Below are 18990 nucleotides of genomic sequence, written 5' to 3' on the forward strand. Positions count from 1 at the left end.
GCTCTATTAATTTATGTATTGATTTAGAATTTCAAGTTTACGCCTAAAGTATAAACGCGGGCAGTGACGAATGTGTTGTCCATCGTACCGTTGAAACTGTACTGCGGGTTCATACCTTTCAGCGAGGTAATGGTAAATGCGTTTTCAATACTACCATATACGCTTATACCGCCAAGTCCGAGTTTGGTTACCCATCTCTTAGGCAAATTATAGTTCAAGTTGATATTCTTCAAGATGAAATAAGAAGAATTTTGCAGCCAACGGTCACATGAACCTTGCGAATAAGCATCTTGTGATGACAAGTCAAAACGGGGAATTCCGTTCGGATCTACACGATTGGGCGAATCCTCTGTCATTCCAGCAGGTACACTCTGCCAGGCATTCAACACATCTGTATGCAGTGCATTCGGACTGGCTACGCTCGAACTCATCAAAGAAGCATAGGTGGTATCGTATGTCTTTCCACCCAATGAGTAAGTCCCTAAGATAGAAAGAGTTAAATCCTTATAACTTACCGAAGTCGAGATGCTTCCATAAACAGTAGGCAATGCAGTGCCGCTCCAGTCCTTTCTAGCATACGTGGTGTTATACGTATAGTCTGTACCGTTGATATTCACATGATAACCAGCTGCTTTTGCCGATTCAACTTTTGTCGGGTCAATTTCATAAAGAGCACGACCGTTCATCTGGTCTACACCGGCATACTGGTACATATAGAACTCGTAAATACTATGTCCTTCCGAGAACATCTGTACACCGTTTAGGATATCTTCTCCGTCAGGCAATTCGATAATCTCGTTTTTCAGCCATGTCAGGTTCATGCCGATATTCCAGTTCCAGTCTTTGGTACGGATAACATCCACATCAGTAGCGATTTCGATACCTCTATTAGATACAGAACCGATGTTTTTTGCCATACTTGACATAGCTGTTGCGTCAGCACTACCGATTCCCCACAAGTCTGTAGCACCAGCCGACAACGGATTATACACATTGAACAGCAGGTCGCGCGAACGTTTATCGAAATAATCGAATGAAATGTTCCACCGGTCGAACAGGCGTGCTTCTACAGCGATGTCAAACGAAGTGGTAGTTTCCCATTTCAAGTCCTCGTTCATCAGCTGGTTCTTATAATAAGCACCCAATCCGGCATTGGTGTCCGAATTATACAAAGCCATGTAGGCATAATAATCCACGCCGGCATCATTACCTACTTCGCCGTACGAAGCGCGCAATTTCAAATCATCTACCCAAGTCACATCTTCCATGAACTTTTCTTTCGAAATCATCCAGCTTCCGCCAACTGACCAGAAGTTACCCCAACGATGGTCTGGATGGAAGCGGGAAGAGCCGTCCCGACGGAAAGAAGCATCGAAATAATACTTGTCATCGTAGTTGTAACGGGCACGCGCCAGATAACTTTCCGTGTTATACTCAATCGTAGAACCCTCGCTATAAGTAGTTTCTGAGAAGTTTGACAACTCAGTGTTGTCACCTGTCATTTTCATATTAGCCTTTGCCGTATAATCTAATGACTCATAATAACTGCGCGCTTCATGAGCCAACAGCACATCTACCGTATGCTTGTTGAAGTGGTGAGCCCAAAATAATTCTTGTGAAAGCGTGTAATCTTTCACACGTTGATAATATTGGGTCAGACGGCCATTGTTGCCTGCACCGTCACCACAGACAGGGTTATTGTAATTTTTCTGTTTCATATTCGAATTGAACAGATTTCCCTTTGCCGTAAACTGGAAATCATTCAAGAACGAAATCGTGGCATAAATCTGTCCTTGCATCGTGTTGGTGTACATACGGTTGATGTCGTTTTCCAATTCATATACTACATGGCGGTTTGACAGATATTGTTGCCCTAGGTTGTAGGTAGGATTTCCATTCTCGTCCATCACCACATTGCCTTCTGCATCATGTGCATAATACGGATAAACCGGAGCCATCATACGTGCGGAATAGAATGGGTTGATATAATAGGTGCCATTGGCTTCATTGGCATAATTGCCTTCCGAAGAACTTGCTGATAAATTAATACCGCTCTTAAACCATTTGTTCGGAGTAAAGTTGGCTTTCAAGCGACCGGAGAAACGTTCAAAATCAGAACTGATAACATATCCTTTTTCGTTCAAATAAGAACCAGATGCAAACAAATCATATTTTTCACCCGCAGCTGCACCGCTCAAATTATATTCTTGGCGGTAGCCTGTACGCTCCAAAGCATCATTCCAATCCAAGTCATTATATCCTGGCAAAACATTTCCTAAGAACTTTCCATCTTCTGTGAAAAGTTCAGTGTTTCCCTTATCGAAAATATTCGATTTGATAACATTGCTCATCAAAGTCTGGTTAACGGCTGCGGCGGCTGAAGCAGCATCCATACCTTCGTCTATCATATAATAGCGTTGGTATCCTTTCCACATTGTTTCCATCCAGTCGTTGATGCCCAGACGGTCGTATTCGGGAATACCACGGGTATACATACCTTGGCGTATATCCAGATTCAGGCTCGGTTTGCTTCCTTTTCCATTACGTGTCGTAATCAAAATAACACCATTAGCGGCTTTATTACCATAAAGAGCAGCCGAAGAAGCATCCTTCAAGACAGACATTGATTCAATATCATTGGTATTGATTTCGTTCAGGCTGCCTTCATAGGGTACACCATCTACTACAATCAAGGGTTCGTTTGTTCCATTAATAGAACCAAAACCGCGGATACGGATGCTATTACTACCATTACCCGGTTCACCGTATGTACTGTTTACCTGCACACCGGTAGTAGTACCTTCCAATGCGCTGGTCACATTTGTTACCGGTCGTTTTTCAATCTGACCTGCACTTACAGATGATACCGCACCCGTAATGGAGGCACGTTTCTGGGTACCGTAAGCAACGACAACAACTTCATCCAATACCTCTTCATCCGACTTCAGCACTACTTTTATAACAGGCTGAATCTTAACCTCTTGCGTCTGCAAGCCGATGAAAGAAACTACCAAAGTTCCCGCCGAACTGATTGAAATTTATAAGTAGTTGATTATTATTAATTTACGGAAGATGGCCTATCGGCTTTGTTTGGACTCAATCGGCCTATAAAGGCTTACAGATATGGTTTTATTGGAATATTTCTACCCAAAATGTGACTCAAAATAGTCTACTAAGGTTTCAATCAGAGCTGAAACTTTCATAAAATCCATTCAAGTTCGGATTGCAAATTTTCATTATGTAAAACGACTTTATTATAAAATAATAATTATCTTTGCATAAAAAGCAGTATGATTATAAATCCATTCATAACAAGCGGATATGTAGCTCCCGAATATTTCTGCGACAGGGAGAAAGAGACAGAAACTTTGTTGCGCTGGCTGACCAACGGCAATCATGTAGCCATCATGTCTACCCGCCGTATGGGAAAAACCGGACTGATAGAGCATTGTTTCAAGCAAAGTGAAATCAGCGGCAAGTATTATACATTTTTGGTAGATATCTATGCCACCAAGACATTGCGCGATTTTGTCTTCCAGCTTGGAAAGAGCATATTGGACGCCTTAAAGCCACAAAAGAGACAAGTTTGGGAAAAATTTATCACCTGTTTAAGTTCATTGCGTTCCAGTATTTCATTCGATAGTTCCGGAATACCTTCGTGGAACTTGGAGTTAGGGGACATTCATGCACCTGCAGTCACTTTGGATGAAATCTTCAAGTATCTGGATGAAGCGGACAAGCCCTGTATTGTCGCTATCGATGAGTTCCAGCAAGTTATTAACTATCCTGAGCAGAACATGGAAGCCATGTTACGCACCTATATCCAGCATTGCCATAATGCCTGTTTCATATTTGCCGGTTCGCAACGCCATTTGATGGGGGATATGTTTGTGAATCCTTCTCGTCCCTTTTATCAAAGTGTCACTATTATGCATTTAGATGCCATTGATGTAGAACACTATATTCCGTTTGCCCGACACCATTTTACCGTAGCGGGCAAACATATCGAAGAAGAGGTAATCCGTTCGGTTTACACGCGTTTCGAAGGTGTTACCTGGTATGTACAGAAAATACTGAATGTGCTTTATTCTTTCACACCGCAGGGTGGGTTATGCACGAAGGATATGGTGGAAGTTGCCATACGTTTCATCTTGGATTCTTATCATTATACGTATTCAGAGCTTTTATACCAAATACCGGAAAAGCAAAAGGAGATATTGGTTGCGATATGTAAGGAGGGAAAAGCACAGAATGTCACTTCCGGCAGCTTTATCAAGAAATACCGCTTGCCTTCCGCCAGTTCAGTTCAGGCTGCCTTGAAGGGCTTACTGGAAAAAGACTTTGTCACCAAAGAGCAAGGAACCTATCAAGTGTATGACCGTTTCTTTAGTCTCTGGCTGAAGGAACAAATGTAACTTTATCAGCAAAGTCCAGCGTACTGATATCAATGACATGAAAGTATTTACCTAAGTGGTTTATATGTTTATATAATGAACAGAGCGTATCGTGTGAATTCGGCGTATTGATAGGGGCTGTTAAACATTATCCCCAATATGTCAATGCGATGGATGCGATAAGAATGATGAAAACTATCTGAAAATAAGCAATTTTTTAAATACATTTCTGTAACCAGAAGGCAAAGAAAGGTTTTTACTTGTTTCTTATGCATCAGCATATCTTGAGGTGGATTTTGTTTTATTCATAAATAAAACCCTTCTTACTAAAAATGAAATAATTGGAGCATAACTTATAATTTTGCTAAAAATTATCACATTTATATTTAGGTCTATTTCTCCATCAGGCACTTTTTGTATACATTTTCTAACATCGCCTAAATAGCAAATTTCAGAATTGTGTACAGACGGATTCTCTTTTATAGATGATTCTAATATCTTCTGCAAATATTGAATTTAATTTATCCAAGAAGTATAAAAGGAAGTTAGAAGAAGTTATGTCTTCGCAGAAGTTAAAGGCCGATGATTTTGCTATGCTTTCATGAGTAAAAGCATTGGCTTCTAACTTCATGCAGTAACTCCTTATTAATGAGGTAGCTATATTCATTTAAAATGCGCAATTTTATATTGCACAGAGTATAGTAAAACAAAATTGGGTTGTGAAAATTGCGTCTCTACAAGAAAAATGACAGATGTATTTTTCCGCCATTCATTTCCAGTTGGGCATATAAACCAATCCTTCGATACCTTCCAACCATTTCAGTTTCGCTTGGGTTACTTTATCGACGCAAGCAGCATCCTTTTACATCTTCCGTCCCAAGGACGTAAAAAGAAGACGACTTGAAACAGGTTATGACCATTCAATTGGACATTGATTCATGCTCCGGCAATAATTTATCGTACACTTCTCACGGCATTTTATTTGTGCATATTGTGAATGTGTAAAAAAGTTCCGCAAACATCCTATGTAGGGACGGGGTTAGTCCGCCTGTATGCGTCCGCCTGAATATTTTCGGGCAGGCAAACCCTGCCCTACAGATAATTGGGTGAAATGCGGATATGCATTTTTATCGTTGCGTATCTTTCGAAAAGTTGGCTCCCTTTGAAAAATCACTGTTTTAGGTGACAAATGGGTTTGAGAAAAATGCTGTAATTTGTAAGATACTTTTAGGCTTGTAGAATTAATAAAACATATTTTATGAAAACAAAACATTCAGTTTTTGCCCTTGTTGCGATAGCAGCATTGGCATTCGTCTCTTGTGGAGGCAATGGAACATCCTCTTCGGGTGTGGCTAAGAAAAGTTTGTTCGGTGACATACCGGAATTGTATGAGAATAAGGCGGTAGACTTGTTGAAAGAAGTCGCATCCATGCAAGGAAAGGAAGCAAGTATGAGCGAAGCTCTTGGTTTTGTCGCCAAGATGCAGGCGATGTATGAAGAAGCGGGAAAAGAGGCTCAGCCGTTGGCAGACAAATTAGTAGGGGAAAAAGTGGCATAAGAGTTGTCGGATAGCTTGTCTTACCAGCTTGTATCAGACATTGAGGTGAAAAAAGTTTCTCTTCCTGAATATGCGTTATTCGGGGGAGGTGAGCAGACTGCCCGGCTGCATGTGGAATTCGACATTGTAATAACTCAAAATCCGGAATCATATATTGGGCTGTATTATTTGATAATGGATGATGATACGCCTATCGGTTATGGCTCTTGCTCGGGATTGGGTAAACATGCTGTAGGCGATACGGTGCATGTAAAGGATAAAATTGTCGCTCCAGATGTTCCCGCAAAATATGCAAAAGCTTGTAACATGTTAAAGTTTGTAACAGAATATACCTATTATTCGCAACGGGATGCATTGCGCAAACAAGCAAAGAAATGGAATGAAGAATTAGAAGCTAAATATGGAATTAAAAAAGAGGATGATAAGTGATTTCCTTATTTCATTTGTCTTAGTCGGCTTTATCTGTTATAGGATAAAATAACGACATTTTGTTGAATAGCTATTGCGGTCGGGAGTTCGGGAGGAATTCCCGACCGTTTATAAAAGCAAAGATAATGCTTGCGGAAAATGTGAGGTTGAGTGCTCATAAAAATTCAATAATCTTCAAATATCAGGTTCATCCGACATTTGGAGTGATAACCCTATATGACTGAATATCAGCGTATATGGAACATATACAATTTTGTATATTGTTGATAATCAATAAGACTGATATCTAAAAGCTATAATTCGCCCCTACAAATGGCTCAATTGTGTTTAAATGTGTAGAAGCGTAAGAACAAGCTAAAATACAGATTGTTACACATAGGGCGTATAGATTGTCAATATACCATTCGCAATACCCATCACTCCAAATTCCAGAAGACCCAAATATCACTGTTTTAGGTGATAAGCTGACTGGAGAAAAATGCTGTAATTTGCAAAAAACATATGTTTAGTAAATTGTATGGCATATTATGAAAAAAATACTAATAGATAGGATTGTAAAATCGATGATGACTTGGAAATCTTTTATGCATTTCGGATTGGTCTTATTGGGAATGCTTGTGTGTTGGGGGCTTTCTTCTTGCTCGCCCTGAGAAAGAGATTTGGATAAGGTATATCAAGCCGCACAAAAGGGTAATAAGAACGCGATGTATGCCGTTGTGATGCACTATGAAGAATTTCATGCTCTCGCTTCCGTAGATTCGTTCAAGCTTTATCAGCGTAAGTTGATTGAGTCTGGAAATCACAAAGTGATTACGCAGGCTTGGCTTGACGAATGGGAGGCTTATGAGAAGTCGCACCCCAATATGGATGCCGGGGAGAGTATAGATAAGAGGCATGCCATAGCTGCAAAGTGGGCTCGTATCGGAATAGCATATAATGATGCTGAAAGTTATCATGATTTGGGCAGCTATTATGCAGTCCTTTATCATGAAAGCCATGACCCTCAAGACTCAATCAGGGCATCGGAATGTTTTCAGAAGGCTTGGGAAAACTGGTATGAAGGGGAAAGGATTCGTAGAGACATGGAGGCCGGAATCATTCCTTTGGTGAAAGGCGGAATGGCTTACGGTTGGCATGTTTACCAGACTACTGCACACGAATCTTTTATCCCGCGTCTTTTCAATGCGGGAATGTTTTTCTCCGAATATGTAATGGGCGGTTTGCTGAAGTTGCTTTTTACTTCTCAATGGTGGAAAGTGCTGTTGGCAATTTTAGTGCTGACGCTTGTCATGTCTGTTCCGATGATTATGCTGAGGGTATTTTATACGCGTTTTTCCTCTCAATGATTTTCAATGCGCTTAGGTATGACGCTGGGATTCTGGAATTTGTTGATGATTGTTGTAGCTTATTGCAATGATAATCCCAATTGGGTGAGCAATGTAGGGACTTTGTGGTTTCCGGAGGCTTCTTATGGTATTCAGCCTTATTTATGCGTCATTCCGAATCTCCTGCTGTGGCTCCTTCTTTTCATAGGTATGGCGTTTGAGGTATGGGACTATGTAGAGCATGGCAAGGGATTCGTTAAAGGGCTGTTGTCTGCAGCCGGCATAGGAATTATTTTCACGGTAAGCTATTTGATGGCTGGGGTAGTGGGGCTTTTATCTCTTTATCGTGATAGTAGTCATTTTAGCCAAATCGCTGCTTAAATCTATACCCGAAGCTGCAGGAATAGCAGTCGGTGCTGCATTCCCTACAACAGAGGAGTTAGTTTCCAAGGAAAAGGCTTGTACGCTTTGCAGCCATTACGGTCATAGTTCGGAGTTTTGCCCGCTCGTTGGCGAAAAGAGAGAACGATATGATGGTGCGGCTTATTCTTGTCCGTATTATACCACAGATAAATGATAGTTCTTTAACGGTTTTAATTATATTGTAGATAGTATGAAAATGAAACGGAATGTGTTTGTTTTGCCTGTCCTTGGCTTGCTTTTCATACTCTGCCAAGGATGTTTGGAGGACAAAGAAGAGAATCCGGCTCCTGAGTCTCCGTCTATAACGGTTGAATCGGGAGAAGATATTCCTGTGTTTGAAACTGCTGGCAGCACGGCATCTTTGACTTTTACAGCCACTTCCGATTGGACGGTTTCTGTAGACGATGCTGCTTCCAGTTGGCTTAGCGTTTCGCCTGCAAGCGGCGAAGCGGGCACTCATACGTTGAGCCTGGTTACTGTGGCAAATGAGAGCTACGACGAGCGTAATGCTTCGGTCACTATCACGTCGGGTAATGCGAAGAAAACCCTTACCGTGACGCAAAAGCAAAAGGATGCGTTGATTCTGACTTCCAATAAAGTAGAGGTAGACACAGAGGGAGGCGATTTCTCGATAAAGCTACAGGCGAATGTCGAAGTGACTTACGAGATTGAAGACGGTGCACAAACGTGGTTGACTCCGGTTTCCCGTTCGCGTGGACTAACTTCCTCTGTTTTGGCTTTCCATGCAGAGGCGAATGAGGCGTCTGAAGCCCGTCAGGCTGTTATCAAGTTGGCTGGAGGAAACGGCTTGACCGAAGAAGTCACGGTCTATCAGATAGGGATTGGTCCTGCCTTGGTGTTAAGTCAGTCCGAATATATCGTAAGCAGTGCCGGAGAAACCATTCAGGTGGAGTTGCGGAGCAATACGGCATACGAAATCGAAATGCCCGGTGTAGATTGGTTAAGGGAAAACTCATCCCGAAGCCTTTCCACTTATACACATTATTTTATAGTAGACCCGAATGAAACATACGACGCACGCGAGGCGGTAATTCGGTTCGTGGACAAGGAGAACGGGTTGAAAGACAGCGTAAACATTGTGCAAGTGCAGAAGGATGCCATTGTCTTGGCAAAAAACAAGTATGAAGTATCAGGCGCAGGAGAAACGCTGAACTTCTCTATCCAAACTAATGTGGACTTTACGGTCAGTACCAACGTGGATTGGATTACGCAAACAAATACCCGCGGCTTGGTAGAATATCCTTTGAGCTTCAATATCACCCCTAATGAAAACGATAATTCTCGCACCGGTATCATTACCATTACTGCGGCCAACAACAAACAGGAGATTACCGTAGAGCAAACGGGAAAGGTGGATTTAAAAGATGTAGAACGTGAAGCACTTATTGAGTTTTATAAAGCAACCGGCGGAGACAACTGGGGCAATAATACCAATTAGTGTAGTGAAAAGCCAGTTGGCGAGTGGCTTGGAATAAGTGTTACCGAAAACGGCGAAGTGAGAGGAATTGCATTAACAGGGAATGGATTAACAGGAACTTTGCCAGAATCATTTTCTATATTTCTTGACCGTTGCGAATGGATTATGCTAAATGGCAACAATATGCATGGAACCATTCCGTCATCTATCACAATGCACCCCAGGTGGAGTGAATTTGCATGGGATATCATTATCCAAAGCAAACCATATTATGGTGATTCAAAGCCAATAAACTTTGATTTTACGGGTATCAACTTGAAAATTACCGATGCAAACCTTACCTTGTTGGATGGGTCTCGCCTGAATAGTTTGGAATGGTGTCGAAGTAATGACATCAACGTAGTGTTGACAGCAGAGAAAAGAAAAACCATGATTCCGGATATTACGGAATTACTGATTAATTTGCAACTGGATTATCAAAACAAAGGATTAGGAACATTATTATGTTTTACGGATTGCAATACGCCTGATGAACTTAAAGAATATGAATGGGAAGACATTATAGATAATACAGTAACCACAAATCTTGATTATGTGATAGGAACAGACAATGATTTTTTACACACGGACAATGGTTATCTCCAGTCAAGAATGGCTTACATTTTTGACAAGGAAGGGAATCTTGTAAATCTTGTTAATTATGATAATTACATTCCGCCAGCAGATTCAGAAGCCTTCTTTGGAGAAGTTAAAAGAATTATTTCTACCTATCTTGGTGAACCGGAAGAACATCCGGAATATGTTCCCGGCATGTACACCTCTACAGATTACAGTAAAGACGGAGAAGTGACAGTCCTGCAAAAAGCAACAGTAGGGAAAGGCATAGACCTTGTGCTGATGGGGGATGCATTTGTGGATAAAGACATGGAAGAGGGAGGTCCTTACGAACGTACCATGAAAGCAGCTATGGAAGAACTCTTTTCTGTAGAACCATATAAATCGTTAAAGGAACGGTTCAATGTTTATGTGGTCAAAGCCGTTTCTCCCAATGGTGAATATACGGACGGAGCAAAACGCGCCATAGAAGGAGATGATGATTGTTTTGAATATGCCCTGAAGGTTCCCGGCATAAATACAGAAAGGTTGAACATCATCATGTCTGCTAATCCTAAAAAATTGGCTGCGACTTCTTATGCAAGCCTCTATGAAGATGGGTCATTCGTTGCTTACATTCTAAGTTCAACTATAGGATTTTATAATGTCTTACATGAAGCAGGAGGGCATGGAATTGCCAAATTAGCAGACGAATATATTATAGAGGGGAGTGGCACCATGCCGGAAGAAAACAAAGAAATATATGATTACGCTTGGACTACCAAAGGATGGTGGACCAATGTGGATTGGCGTAGTGACCCTGAAACCGTGAAATGGGCTCGCTTTTTGAAAGACGAACGTTATAAAGACGAATACTTAGGAGTATTCGAAGGGGCAGACACTTGGGAATATGGGTGTTACCGTCCCTCTGAATATAGTAATATGAACGGAGGCGGAGAGGTTACGAGTTATTTGAACGCCCCCAGCCGCGAACAAATCTACAAGACCGTCATGCAGATGTCTGAAGGCAGCAACTGGACCTACGACTACGAAGAGTTTGTTCGATTCGATGCTGTTAGTCGGAATACAGCGGCTTCACGTAGTTTACGCCAACGTCCTTCTGCTGTACAAATAGGGAAGTGGAAGAAAAATCATCGCCCACCTGTACGGGTAAAAGGTACTTGGCGCGATGCTAAGAAGAATCACATTGTGGTGCCTTACAGATAATAGTAGCATAAGATTGAATAGTTATAATTCTTTAAAGAAATATCCTAAAAAAGGGTATCAAAACAAAAGATACTGCATCTTTGTTCTGATACCCTTTCTGCTATTGGTTTTGTCTGTCAAATGTTATTTCTTATCATTCTGCTGGCAATGTAAATACCTCTTCGAATATGCCGAAGCTACCTGCACTTACAGTGAACTCTAAACTGACTGTAATTACACCGTCAACCAATTCGCCTTGACCTGCAACGGATACTTCACCATAATCACCATATTCGCTGATTACCGGTTGGCTGGTAACTACGACCGTTTTTCCGTCGGCTTGAACCTGGAATACCAGATTATAACCTTCTTCATACGGAGCTATGGCTCTATACCAGGTGATATTGTCGGCTTTCTCAAACTCACAGTCGCCTTCTCCTCCGGCAAATGCAGATACTACGTGCCCTGTACCGATAGGGCTGTACGTATAATCGCGATAGATGGTGATTGTTTTTGTCGTAACAGCACCTTCAAAAGAAGAAGCATATGCCGGGTCAACGGTAATATTCAAATTATAATCCATACCAGACTCGATGTCACCCACGGTAACATGGAAAGTCTTGCGTCCTTCGCCAGCTTCGAAAGAAACTTCGGATGGAACTTGAATTTCTGCAGGAACCGCCGAACCATCAGCCATTGTAGCGGTCAATGGCACAGTTGCAGCCTCGGCAGTCTGCGCACGGACGATTTCCACATCGAATCCTTCGTAACCATTTGCCGGGAAAGTAACATCCTGCACGGCGAATTCAAAAGCCACACCCATGTTTGCTTCTTCAAATATTGCTTTCTCATTGTCGGTCTCGCAAGATGCAAACAACGTCGTCATTGCGATACCTAATCCGAATAAATATTTTTTTATTTTCATTCTATTCTAATTTTTAAATTATTTGGTGTCTCCAATCGGATTCTGATCTGTAGACGGATTCATGCTTGCGTTTCCGTCAAATTCTGTTTGCGGAATAGTCAATACCCACATATAGCTTTCCGGATCGTCTGACGGACGGTTTGTCAGCTGAGCATCCAAAGGCCAGCCCATTTCTGAAGTACGGACAAAACCTTGTTTCAAGCGTCGGATATCATAGATACGTCCGAACTCGCCCCAAAGCTCGATACGGCGTTGTGTGATGATTTCTTCCAATAGCGAACCCGTTACATCGCTGGTCAGTTTGCCAAGAGCCGTTCCGGTCTTCGTACATGTATAACCTTCTACGCGCTGGCTCATTACGGCAGACAAATCTTCCTTAGCAGCAGCCTCTTCACCCAAACGGCATTCAGCTTCTGCTGCAGTCAAGTACATTTCTTCTACACGCATCCAGATGTAGTCGCCGGTCCAAGTCTGCGTGTCGGCAAAGCGGAACTTGTTCTGCATATAGCCTAAATCTTCATTGCGCGAATCATCCGGAAGCCACCACTTACGGCGTGTGTCGTTTTGTGACATTCCGTCATACAATACTTTATTGATTTCCTTGTAGGCACCACCATTTGCATAACCGGTTCCGTCTTGGTCCATGTGCGAGAAGAAGCTGGCATACATACCAGACTGGTCGGAGTTGATGGCTGCACCCCACATTACGTTAGGAGTAGCAGTGCTATTTAAACCTTCAAATTCGCTCACCGCTGCCACGCGGGAAGCAGAGCTTGCGTTGTTTGCTGTCGCAATAGCTTCTTTTGCGGCTTCCTTAGCCATTGTCCAATCTTCCATTACCAGACCGATACGTGCACGGATACCTTGCGCAACGGAATAATCAATATGACTTACGTGCTGGCGAGTCGTACCGTCCAGCAATTCTACCGCTTTGTTGATGTCGGCCAATATCTGGTCATATACTTCCTGTACCGTAGCACGTGGCTTACCTTGTGTACCGGCTACTGTCGGTTCGGTATAAATCGGGCAGCAAGGTTCAGACTCGTGTCCTTTATAAGTACGGGCAAATGTCTGAGCTAACATAAAGTAAGAATAAGCGCGGATAGCGTAAGCTTGTCCGATGACATAGTTCACATCAGCAGCATCACCTTCCATGGTCTCTTCAGCATTCAATATATAGTTGGCATTAGAAATCCATGTATAGTACGCATTCCACACATCGTATGAACGCCATGCGGTAGAAGTATATCTGTCTTTTACCTGATACAAGCAGTCATACCAGAACCAACCACTACCTTGAGCTGCCTGGATGAAGTCTTCACCCATTACTTCCGCCATCATCACGTATGAACTGATACCGAAACTTTGGTGTTCATTAGCTGTAGGCGACCAAGTGGCATACATAGAACGGTATACACCATTCAACGGAACCAATGCCGCATTGGCATTTGCCAACAATCCTGTTCCAGACATAGAGTCGGTTGGAGAAGTCTCTAACGCACTATCCAAGCAAGAGCTCAAAGCCATGCATCCAATCAATCCGAAACATGCATATTTGAATATCTTTTTCATATCTTTTCTGTCTATTGTTTTATTGAATTAGAAATTAACTTCTACACCGAATGAGAATGTTCTGTTCGGCGAATAACTGTAATTTGTTTGTCCTGCGAAGTTGTATTGCGGGTCCATACCTTTCAGATGGCTGAAGATAGCCAAGTTGTCCACAGAACCGAATACGCGTACAGAGTTCATGCCGGCTTTTGTCATCCAAGTTTTCGGCAAGGTGTAGCCCAATGTAATGTTCTTAATCGTAAAGTAAGAAGCGTTGACTAAAAAGCGGTCTGTTGTAGCGTTTGAACTGGCAACTTCAATACGTGGAACGTCAGTAATGTCGCCCGGCTTTTGCCAACGGCGTAAAGCGTGCTCATTCCAAGCATTGTTGTAATACATGTTTTCCATGGAGCCTTGATACAGACCATCGTAAATCTTACCGCCGATTGAGTAGGTCGTCAAGATGGCCAAGTCAATGCCTTTCCAAGAGAAGTCTGTGCTCAAGCTACCATACAAATCCGGAATACGACTGCCCATGTAATACTTGCTGTTGGCCGCTTTCGAATAATCGCTGCTGATACGTTCGTTAATCATGTTGCCGTTTTCATCTGTATCGTAAACCCAATACAACTGTGCACCGGTTGCCGGGTCAACGCCTGCTGTCTTCGACATATAGAAAGTATTCAACGGCATGCCTTCCTTGATACTGAATACACCGCTGATGATTTCATCCGATTCGCCGGTCAGTTTCAATACCTTGTTGTTTACCGTAGACCCCATCCAGGTAACATTCCACTCGAAATCTTCTGTTCTGATGGGAGTTACGCGCAATTCAAATTCGAAACCGCTGTTACGCATATTACCTACATTGGCATTATAGCCGTTGAAACCTGTAGAAGTTGCCATCGGATAAGAAAGCAGCATGTCTACCGTTTTCTTATTGTAATATTCGGCATTGATGCTCACGCGATGGTCGAACAACAAAGCTTCGATTCCGACGTTCATGTTACCGTTCTTTTCCCAAGTTACGTCACGGTTTTCCAACGAACTTACCATACCTCCAATCTGGTTCTGGTTCGGCCAACCCAAATCATACAGGCTCTGCCACAAATAGAAGTTCGGCTCACCTAATGAATTCAGGATATTATCGTTACCTTGCTGACCGTAGCTCAGCTTAACTGATAAGTTGTTAATCCACTTAATGTCCTGCATAAAGGCTTCTTTTGATACACGCCAGTTACCACCGACTGACCAGAATGTACCCCAACGGTTGTCTTTATAGAAACGTGAAGAACCATCTGTACGGATAGATGCAGAGAAGTAGTATTTTTCATCGTAGTTATAGTTGATACGTCCCAGCCACGATTCGATACGATAATTATCGGTGTAAGAATCTGCGGCATACATGGTTGTACCCGGACGCAATTCCAAGATACCGTCTACTAAGTTCGTCTTTCCGGCTTCCAAATATTCATATTTGTAAGCGTAGAATTCGTGACCAGCCATTACATCGAAGTTATGCAAACCGAACGAACGGTTCCAAGTCAGCAACTGGTTGAATGTATAACTTTGCATACGTGAGTTGGTCTTGTCCAACATACCACCTGCCGCGGCCTGATTGCCATGATACATATTCATGTAAGACATTTTGTTTTGGCTGCGATAATCCACGCCGAAGTTTACGCTCAACTTAATGCCTTGGAATACCCCGAAGTTTTCATTATCCGAACCTAAAGTGATGCCTGTACGTACGCTTGCAACGTCATTCTTGATGTCTGCTTTATCATCCAACAGACCGCCTAACGGGTTATAGTCGGTATAACTTCCCGGACGTCCGTTTTCACCATAGTCCAATTGCGGATTGCCGTTCGCATCCAACACATTGTTACCGTTTTCGTCTTTGATGTACATTGGGAGTAACGGAGACGCGAATTGAGATGAGTACCAAACATTAGACTGAGCAGCACCATCATAATCACTGTAATTCTGAACAGAATGTGACAATGAAGTATTCAAAGAGGCATTAAACCAGTCCGTAATCTTTGAATTCACATTAGCACGGGCATTGTAACGCTGGAAACCGGTAGTTACCAAGATACCGTCTTCGTTCATGTAGCCCAAAGAGAACATATATTTTGTCTTTTCGTTACCGCCGCTTACGCTCAACTGGTGTTCATGACGGAAAGCATTATTCCTCAAAAGTTGGTCCATCCATTGCTCGTCCCAAGCCGATTGAGCATCCGGGCGTACCATTCCTGTTGTCGGATCAATAATATTGTCCCATGTATAATTTTTGAACGGATTGTATAACTCGCCTCCTAAGGTTGAGCCTAAATTGGCACGTGCCATAGCTTCAGCCTCCGACCAATTGTATCCATTATTATATACATAGCTGTTGCGCAAAGATTCGTAAGTCAACTGAACGAAATCTTTTTGGTTAACCATCTCATATTCAGGAATTGCTCTTGATGACCAGCCTACTGTAGAACGCCAAGTCACGTTAGTCTTGCCTTCTTTACCTTGCTTGGTGGTAATCATAACAACACCGTTGGCACCGCGCGCACCATACAGAGCACCGGCAGACGCATCCTTCAATACGGTCATAGATTCAATATCCGAGGGATTAATGGAAGACAAATCGCCATCGAACGGGATGCCGTCGACTACATACAACGGATTCTGAGATGCATTGATTGAACCATAACCACGGATTACTACCTTAGCAGCCTCGCCCGGCTGTCCTGAACCAGATGTTGTCAACAAACCAGTCGTTTGCCCTTCCAAGCCTTTAGATACATTCGTGATAGGCCGGAGTTCCAGTTTTTTCCCGTCAATGTTAGAAGCTGAACCCGTAAACGAAGACTTCTTTGCCGTACCGTAAGCCACCACCATCACTTCGTCCAACACCTCGGTATCCGAGTGCAGTACCACTTTCATAACCGGCTTAATTTCAAGTTCTTGTGTCTCCAGCCCGATGAAAGAAATCACCAAAGTTCCCGCCGAACTTGGCACGTTACTAATCGTAAAATTACCATCTATATCAGTAACCGTACCTACTGTGGTACCTTTTACCAATACAGATGCTCCCACTACAGGTAAACCGTCTTCTTCAGAAGTAACCGTACCGGTAACTTTCTTTACTTGCGCGTTTACCAGACCAATGCCTATCATCAGGCAGGTCATTAACAGCATCAATTTTCTTTTCATAAAAATTCTCTCTTAATTTTAACCTTAAATAAACACTTTTATCTAATCCAGTTTAGGCGCAAAGGTAATCATTAATCTAATAACTTGTATACTTTTGGAAACAAAATACAAAAGATACGTCGCTTTTTAACACTTCAAGATTGAAATTCTGTATAAAAAGCAAACAAATATGCAGGATTTCCGGTGTTGTCTTTGCTTAAAAAATAGCCAAAAACAAGCTCAGAACCTTGTATAGGACATCTTTGTGATAGTTTTTAAGACTCCTGATAAAAAGTGTAGTGAAATGAAAAAAATTAGTTACCGATTGGTTTATAATCGTAAAAAACGTCTCAATGCAAGCGGAAAGGCATTGATACAAGTGGAAGCTTATTTAACAAAGCAGAAAGCCTATTTTTCCACTCACATTTATGTACGTCCCGAAGAATGGGATGCCAAAAAAGCAAGGATTGTACTTCATCCGCAGGAAGAGGCGCTGAACCGGATGCTTGACGAGTTTCTCCTAAAGCTCCAGTATGCGGAATTGGAAGGGTGGAAGCGAGGAAAAGAAATATCCTTGTCAATGCTGAAAACAGACAATGAGGCAGAAGAAAGAACAGATGTTTTTGCATTCGGTAGAAAATGGGTAGAACACTCAAAAAGCAAAGAAAGTACAAAAAACAACTTGAGCACTACATTTGCTCTTTTACACGAATTCCGCCCGGCACTATGTTTTGCGGAGATGGATTATTCGCTGCTGCTCCAGTTCGAACATTTTCTGGAAAAGAAAAAACTGAAGATAAACACAATTGCCAAACACATGCGTCATTTACGCACGCTTTGCAATGAAGCCATCAGACAAGGCGTAATGTTATCATCGGCTTCACCTTTCATTAAATACCGGATAAAGACCACTGAAAGTAAACATGTATTCCTGCTTCCAGAAGAACTGAGAAAACTGGAAGAACTGCCGCTCGGACAGACAGGAAAAGCATTGCGCCACACACTGGATGCGTTTCTGTTTTGTTGCTACACCGGCATCCGTTATTCTGATTTTATAGAATTGCGTGAGGAAAATATCGTTTATCCAGACAAGCAACATGCCTGGCTGACGTTCAAGTCGCAAAAGACAGGAACGGAAACTCAAGTTCCCCTTTATCTTTTGTTTCAGGGGAAAGCTCTGAAGATATTAAAGCGATACCCCGACAAAAAGTGCTTTTTCCGTCTTCGCCCGAACCCTGACATTAACAAGGAATTGGTCAGGCTGGGCAAGCTGGCTGGTATTGACAAGCATTTCTCTTTCCACTCGGCGCGGCACACCAATGCTACCTTATTAATATATAATGGAGCAAAACTGACTACGGTGCAAAAACTGTTAGGGCACCGCAGCATCAAAACCACGCAAATTTACGGTGAAGTGTTTTCGCAAACGTTAGTAAATGACCTGAAGAAATGTAAGTTCTAATGTCGCTTTTCTACAAAGCTGCAATGATTTGCCAAGGCAGTTAACTGTTTCGGCAGTTTCAATGCACTGAAACTAGAGTTTCAGTGCATTGAAACTACGGTAAAACTGCATTGCATAAGCTTACCTGACTTTATGCATGTTTTGAAAAAGCCTAGTGCATGGACAAAACGTCATTCTTATCACGGGCAGAATCGGATTGCAAAAGTTGTAGAAACGTAAAACTCTATGTCTCCCTGCCTGCAGGACGAACCATGCGTGAAGACTTGCCTGGGGATGATTTTGCTCATCGGGAAGTGCAGTTTGTACGTTAAATTGCACTTTCGAAAGTGCAAATACGCCTAATCCATGCTTATTTATTGCATACATTCATATCTTTACCGAAAAGGAATGCTTTATGGATAAACTACAACAACACTTTAATCTTTTCCTGCAAGAGGCCCGTAGCACAATATGCATCTAGAAACTGGCTACATGCATGTCGTTCCTTTGTGGCAATTCG

Annotated in this window: 12 protein-coding genes; 8 read left to right on the forward strand and 4 right to left on the reverse strand. The window is 42.3% G+C overall.

From position 1 onward, the window contains the following. Positions 1 to 23: 23 nt before the first annotated feature. The gene (locus B5F25_RS10175; protein WP_343206230.1) at positions 24 to 3038 is read right to left on the reverse strand and encodes a SusC/RagA family TonB-linked outer membrane protein; all 3015 of its coding nucleotides are present in this window, start codon (positions 3036 to 3038) and stop codon (positions 24 to 26) included. Positions 3039 to 3290: 252 nt separating this feature from the next. On the opposite strand from B5F25_RS10175, the gene B5F25_RS10180 reads away from it, so the two are divergent. The 7 genes from B5F25_RS10180 (at position 3291) to B5F25_RS10210 (ending at position 11388) form a co-directional block, all read left to right on the forward strand. Beyond that, positions 3291 to 4415 carry an ATP-binding protein gene (locus B5F25_RS10180; RefSeq protein ID WP_087249374.1) on the forward strand — a complete coding sequence of 375 codons (1125 nt, stop codon included), beginning with the start codon at positions 3291 to 3293 and terminating at the stop codon, positions 4413 to 4415. Positions 4416 to 5652: 1237 nt separating this feature from the next. Then, positions 5653 to 5952 carry a hypothetical protein gene (locus B5F25_RS10185; protein WP_087249376.1) on the forward strand — a complete coding sequence of 100 codons (300 nt, stop codon included), beginning with the start codon at positions 5653 to 5655 and terminating at the stop codon, positions 5950 to 5952. Between the two features lie 45 nt (positions 5953 to 5997). Next, a complete protein-coding gene (locus B5F25_RS10190; protein ID WP_140406913.1) occupies positions 5998 to 6381 on the forward strand; it encodes a hypothetical protein in 384 nt (127 codons plus the stop codon). Between the two features lie 659 nt (positions 6382 to 7040). Then, positions 7041 to 7727, forward strand: a complete 687-nt coding sequence (locus B5F25_RS10195; RefSeq protein ID WP_087249380.1) for a hypothetical protein — start codon at positions 7041 to 7043, stop codon at positions 7725 to 7727. An 18-nt stretch (positions 7728 to 7745) separates the two neighbouring features. Beyond that, complete coding sequence (locus B5F25_RS10200) at positions 7746 to 8087, forward strand: hypothetical protein (RefSeq protein WP_087249382.1); 342 nt, start codon at positions 7746 to 7748, stop codon at positions 8085 to 8087. Positions 8088 to 8319: 232 nt separating this feature from the next. After that, positions 8320 to 9588, forward strand: coding sequence for a BACON domain-containing protein (locus B5F25_RS10205; protein WP_087249384.1), 1269 nt, complete (start codon positions 8320 to 8322; stop codon positions 9586 to 9588). A 57-nt stretch (positions 9589 to 9645) separates the two neighbouring features. Further along, positions 9646 to 11388 (forward strand): M64 family metallopeptidase, encoded by a 1743-nt coding sequence (locus B5F25_RS10210; RefSeq protein ID WP_140406914.1) that lies wholly within the window; start codon positions 9646 to 9648, stop codon positions 11386 to 11388. 133 nt (positions 11389 to 11521) lie between these two features. Here the strand turns inward: B5F25_RS10210 and B5F25_RS10215 are convergent, their stop codons facing one another. From B5F25_RS10215 to B5F25_RS10225, 3 genes are read right to left on the reverse strand one after another with little or no spacing between them, the layout of a single operon-like run. Next, entirely contained in the window at positions 11522 to 12292 is a 771-nt protein-coding gene (locus tag B5F25_RS10215; protein WP_087249388.1) for a hypothetical protein, read from the reverse strand. An 18-nt stretch (positions 12293 to 12310) separates the two neighbouring features. Further along, positions 12311 to 13864, reverse strand: coding sequence for a RagB/SusD family nutrient uptake outer membrane protein (locus B5F25_RS10220; protein ID WP_087249390.1), 1554 nt, complete (start codon positions 13862 to 13864; stop codon positions 12311 to 12313). A gap of 27 nt (positions 13865 to 13891) precedes the next feature. Continuing rightward, positions 13892 to 17050, reverse strand: coding sequence for a TonB-dependent receptor (locus B5F25_RS10225; protein WP_241148394.1), 3159 nt, complete (start codon positions 17048 to 17050; stop codon positions 13892 to 13894). A 283-nt stretch (positions 17051 to 17333) separates the two neighbouring features. On the opposite strand from B5F25_RS10225, the gene B5F25_RS10230 reads away from it, so the two are divergent. Next, on the forward strand, positions 17334 to 18491 hold the full coding sequence (locus B5F25_RS10230) for a site-specific integrase (protein WP_087249392.1): 1158 nt from the start codon (positions 17334 to 17336) through the stop codon (positions 18489 to 18491). Positions 18492 to 18990 lie beyond the last annotated feature (499 nt).

It is taken from the genome of Bacteroides sp. An19 (assembly GCF_002160215.1).
GTDB classification, from domain to species: Bacteria; Bacteroidota; Bacteroidia; order Bacteroidales; family Bacteroidaceae; genus Phocaeicola; species Phocaeicola intestinalis.

Coding starts and splice junctions, on each gene's coding strand:
- B5F25_RS10180 (WP_087249374.1), top strand. CDS start 3,291: ATGATTATAAATCCATTCATAACAAGCGGATATGTAGCTCCCGAATAT.
- B5F25_RS10185 (WP_087249376.1), top strand. CDS start 5,653: ATGAAAACAAAACATTCAGTTTTTGCCCTTGTTGCGATAGCAGCATTG.
- B5F25_RS10200 (WP_087249382.1), top strand. CDS start 7,746: ATGACGCTGGGATTCTGGAATTTGTTGATGATTGTTGTAGCTTATTGC.
- B5F25_RS10205 (WP_087249384.1), top strand. CDS start 8,320: ATGAAAATGAAACGGAATGTGTTTGTTTTGCCTGTCCTTGGCTTGCTT.
- B5F25_RS10215 (WP_087249388.1), bottom strand. CDS start 12,292: ATGAAAATAAAAAAATATTTATTCGGATTAGGTATCGCAATGACGACG.
- B5F25_RS10220 (WP_087249390.1), bottom strand. CDS start 13,864: ATGAAAAAGATATTCAAATATGCATGTTTCGGATTGATTGGATGCATG.
- B5F25_RS10225 (WP_241148394.1), bottom strand. CDS start 17,050: ATGAAAAGAAAATTGATGCTGTTAATGACCTGCCTGATGATAGGCATT.
- B5F25_RS10230 (WP_087249392.1), top strand. CDS start 17,334: ATGAAAAAAATTAGTTACCGATTGGTTTATAATCGTAAAAAACGTCTC.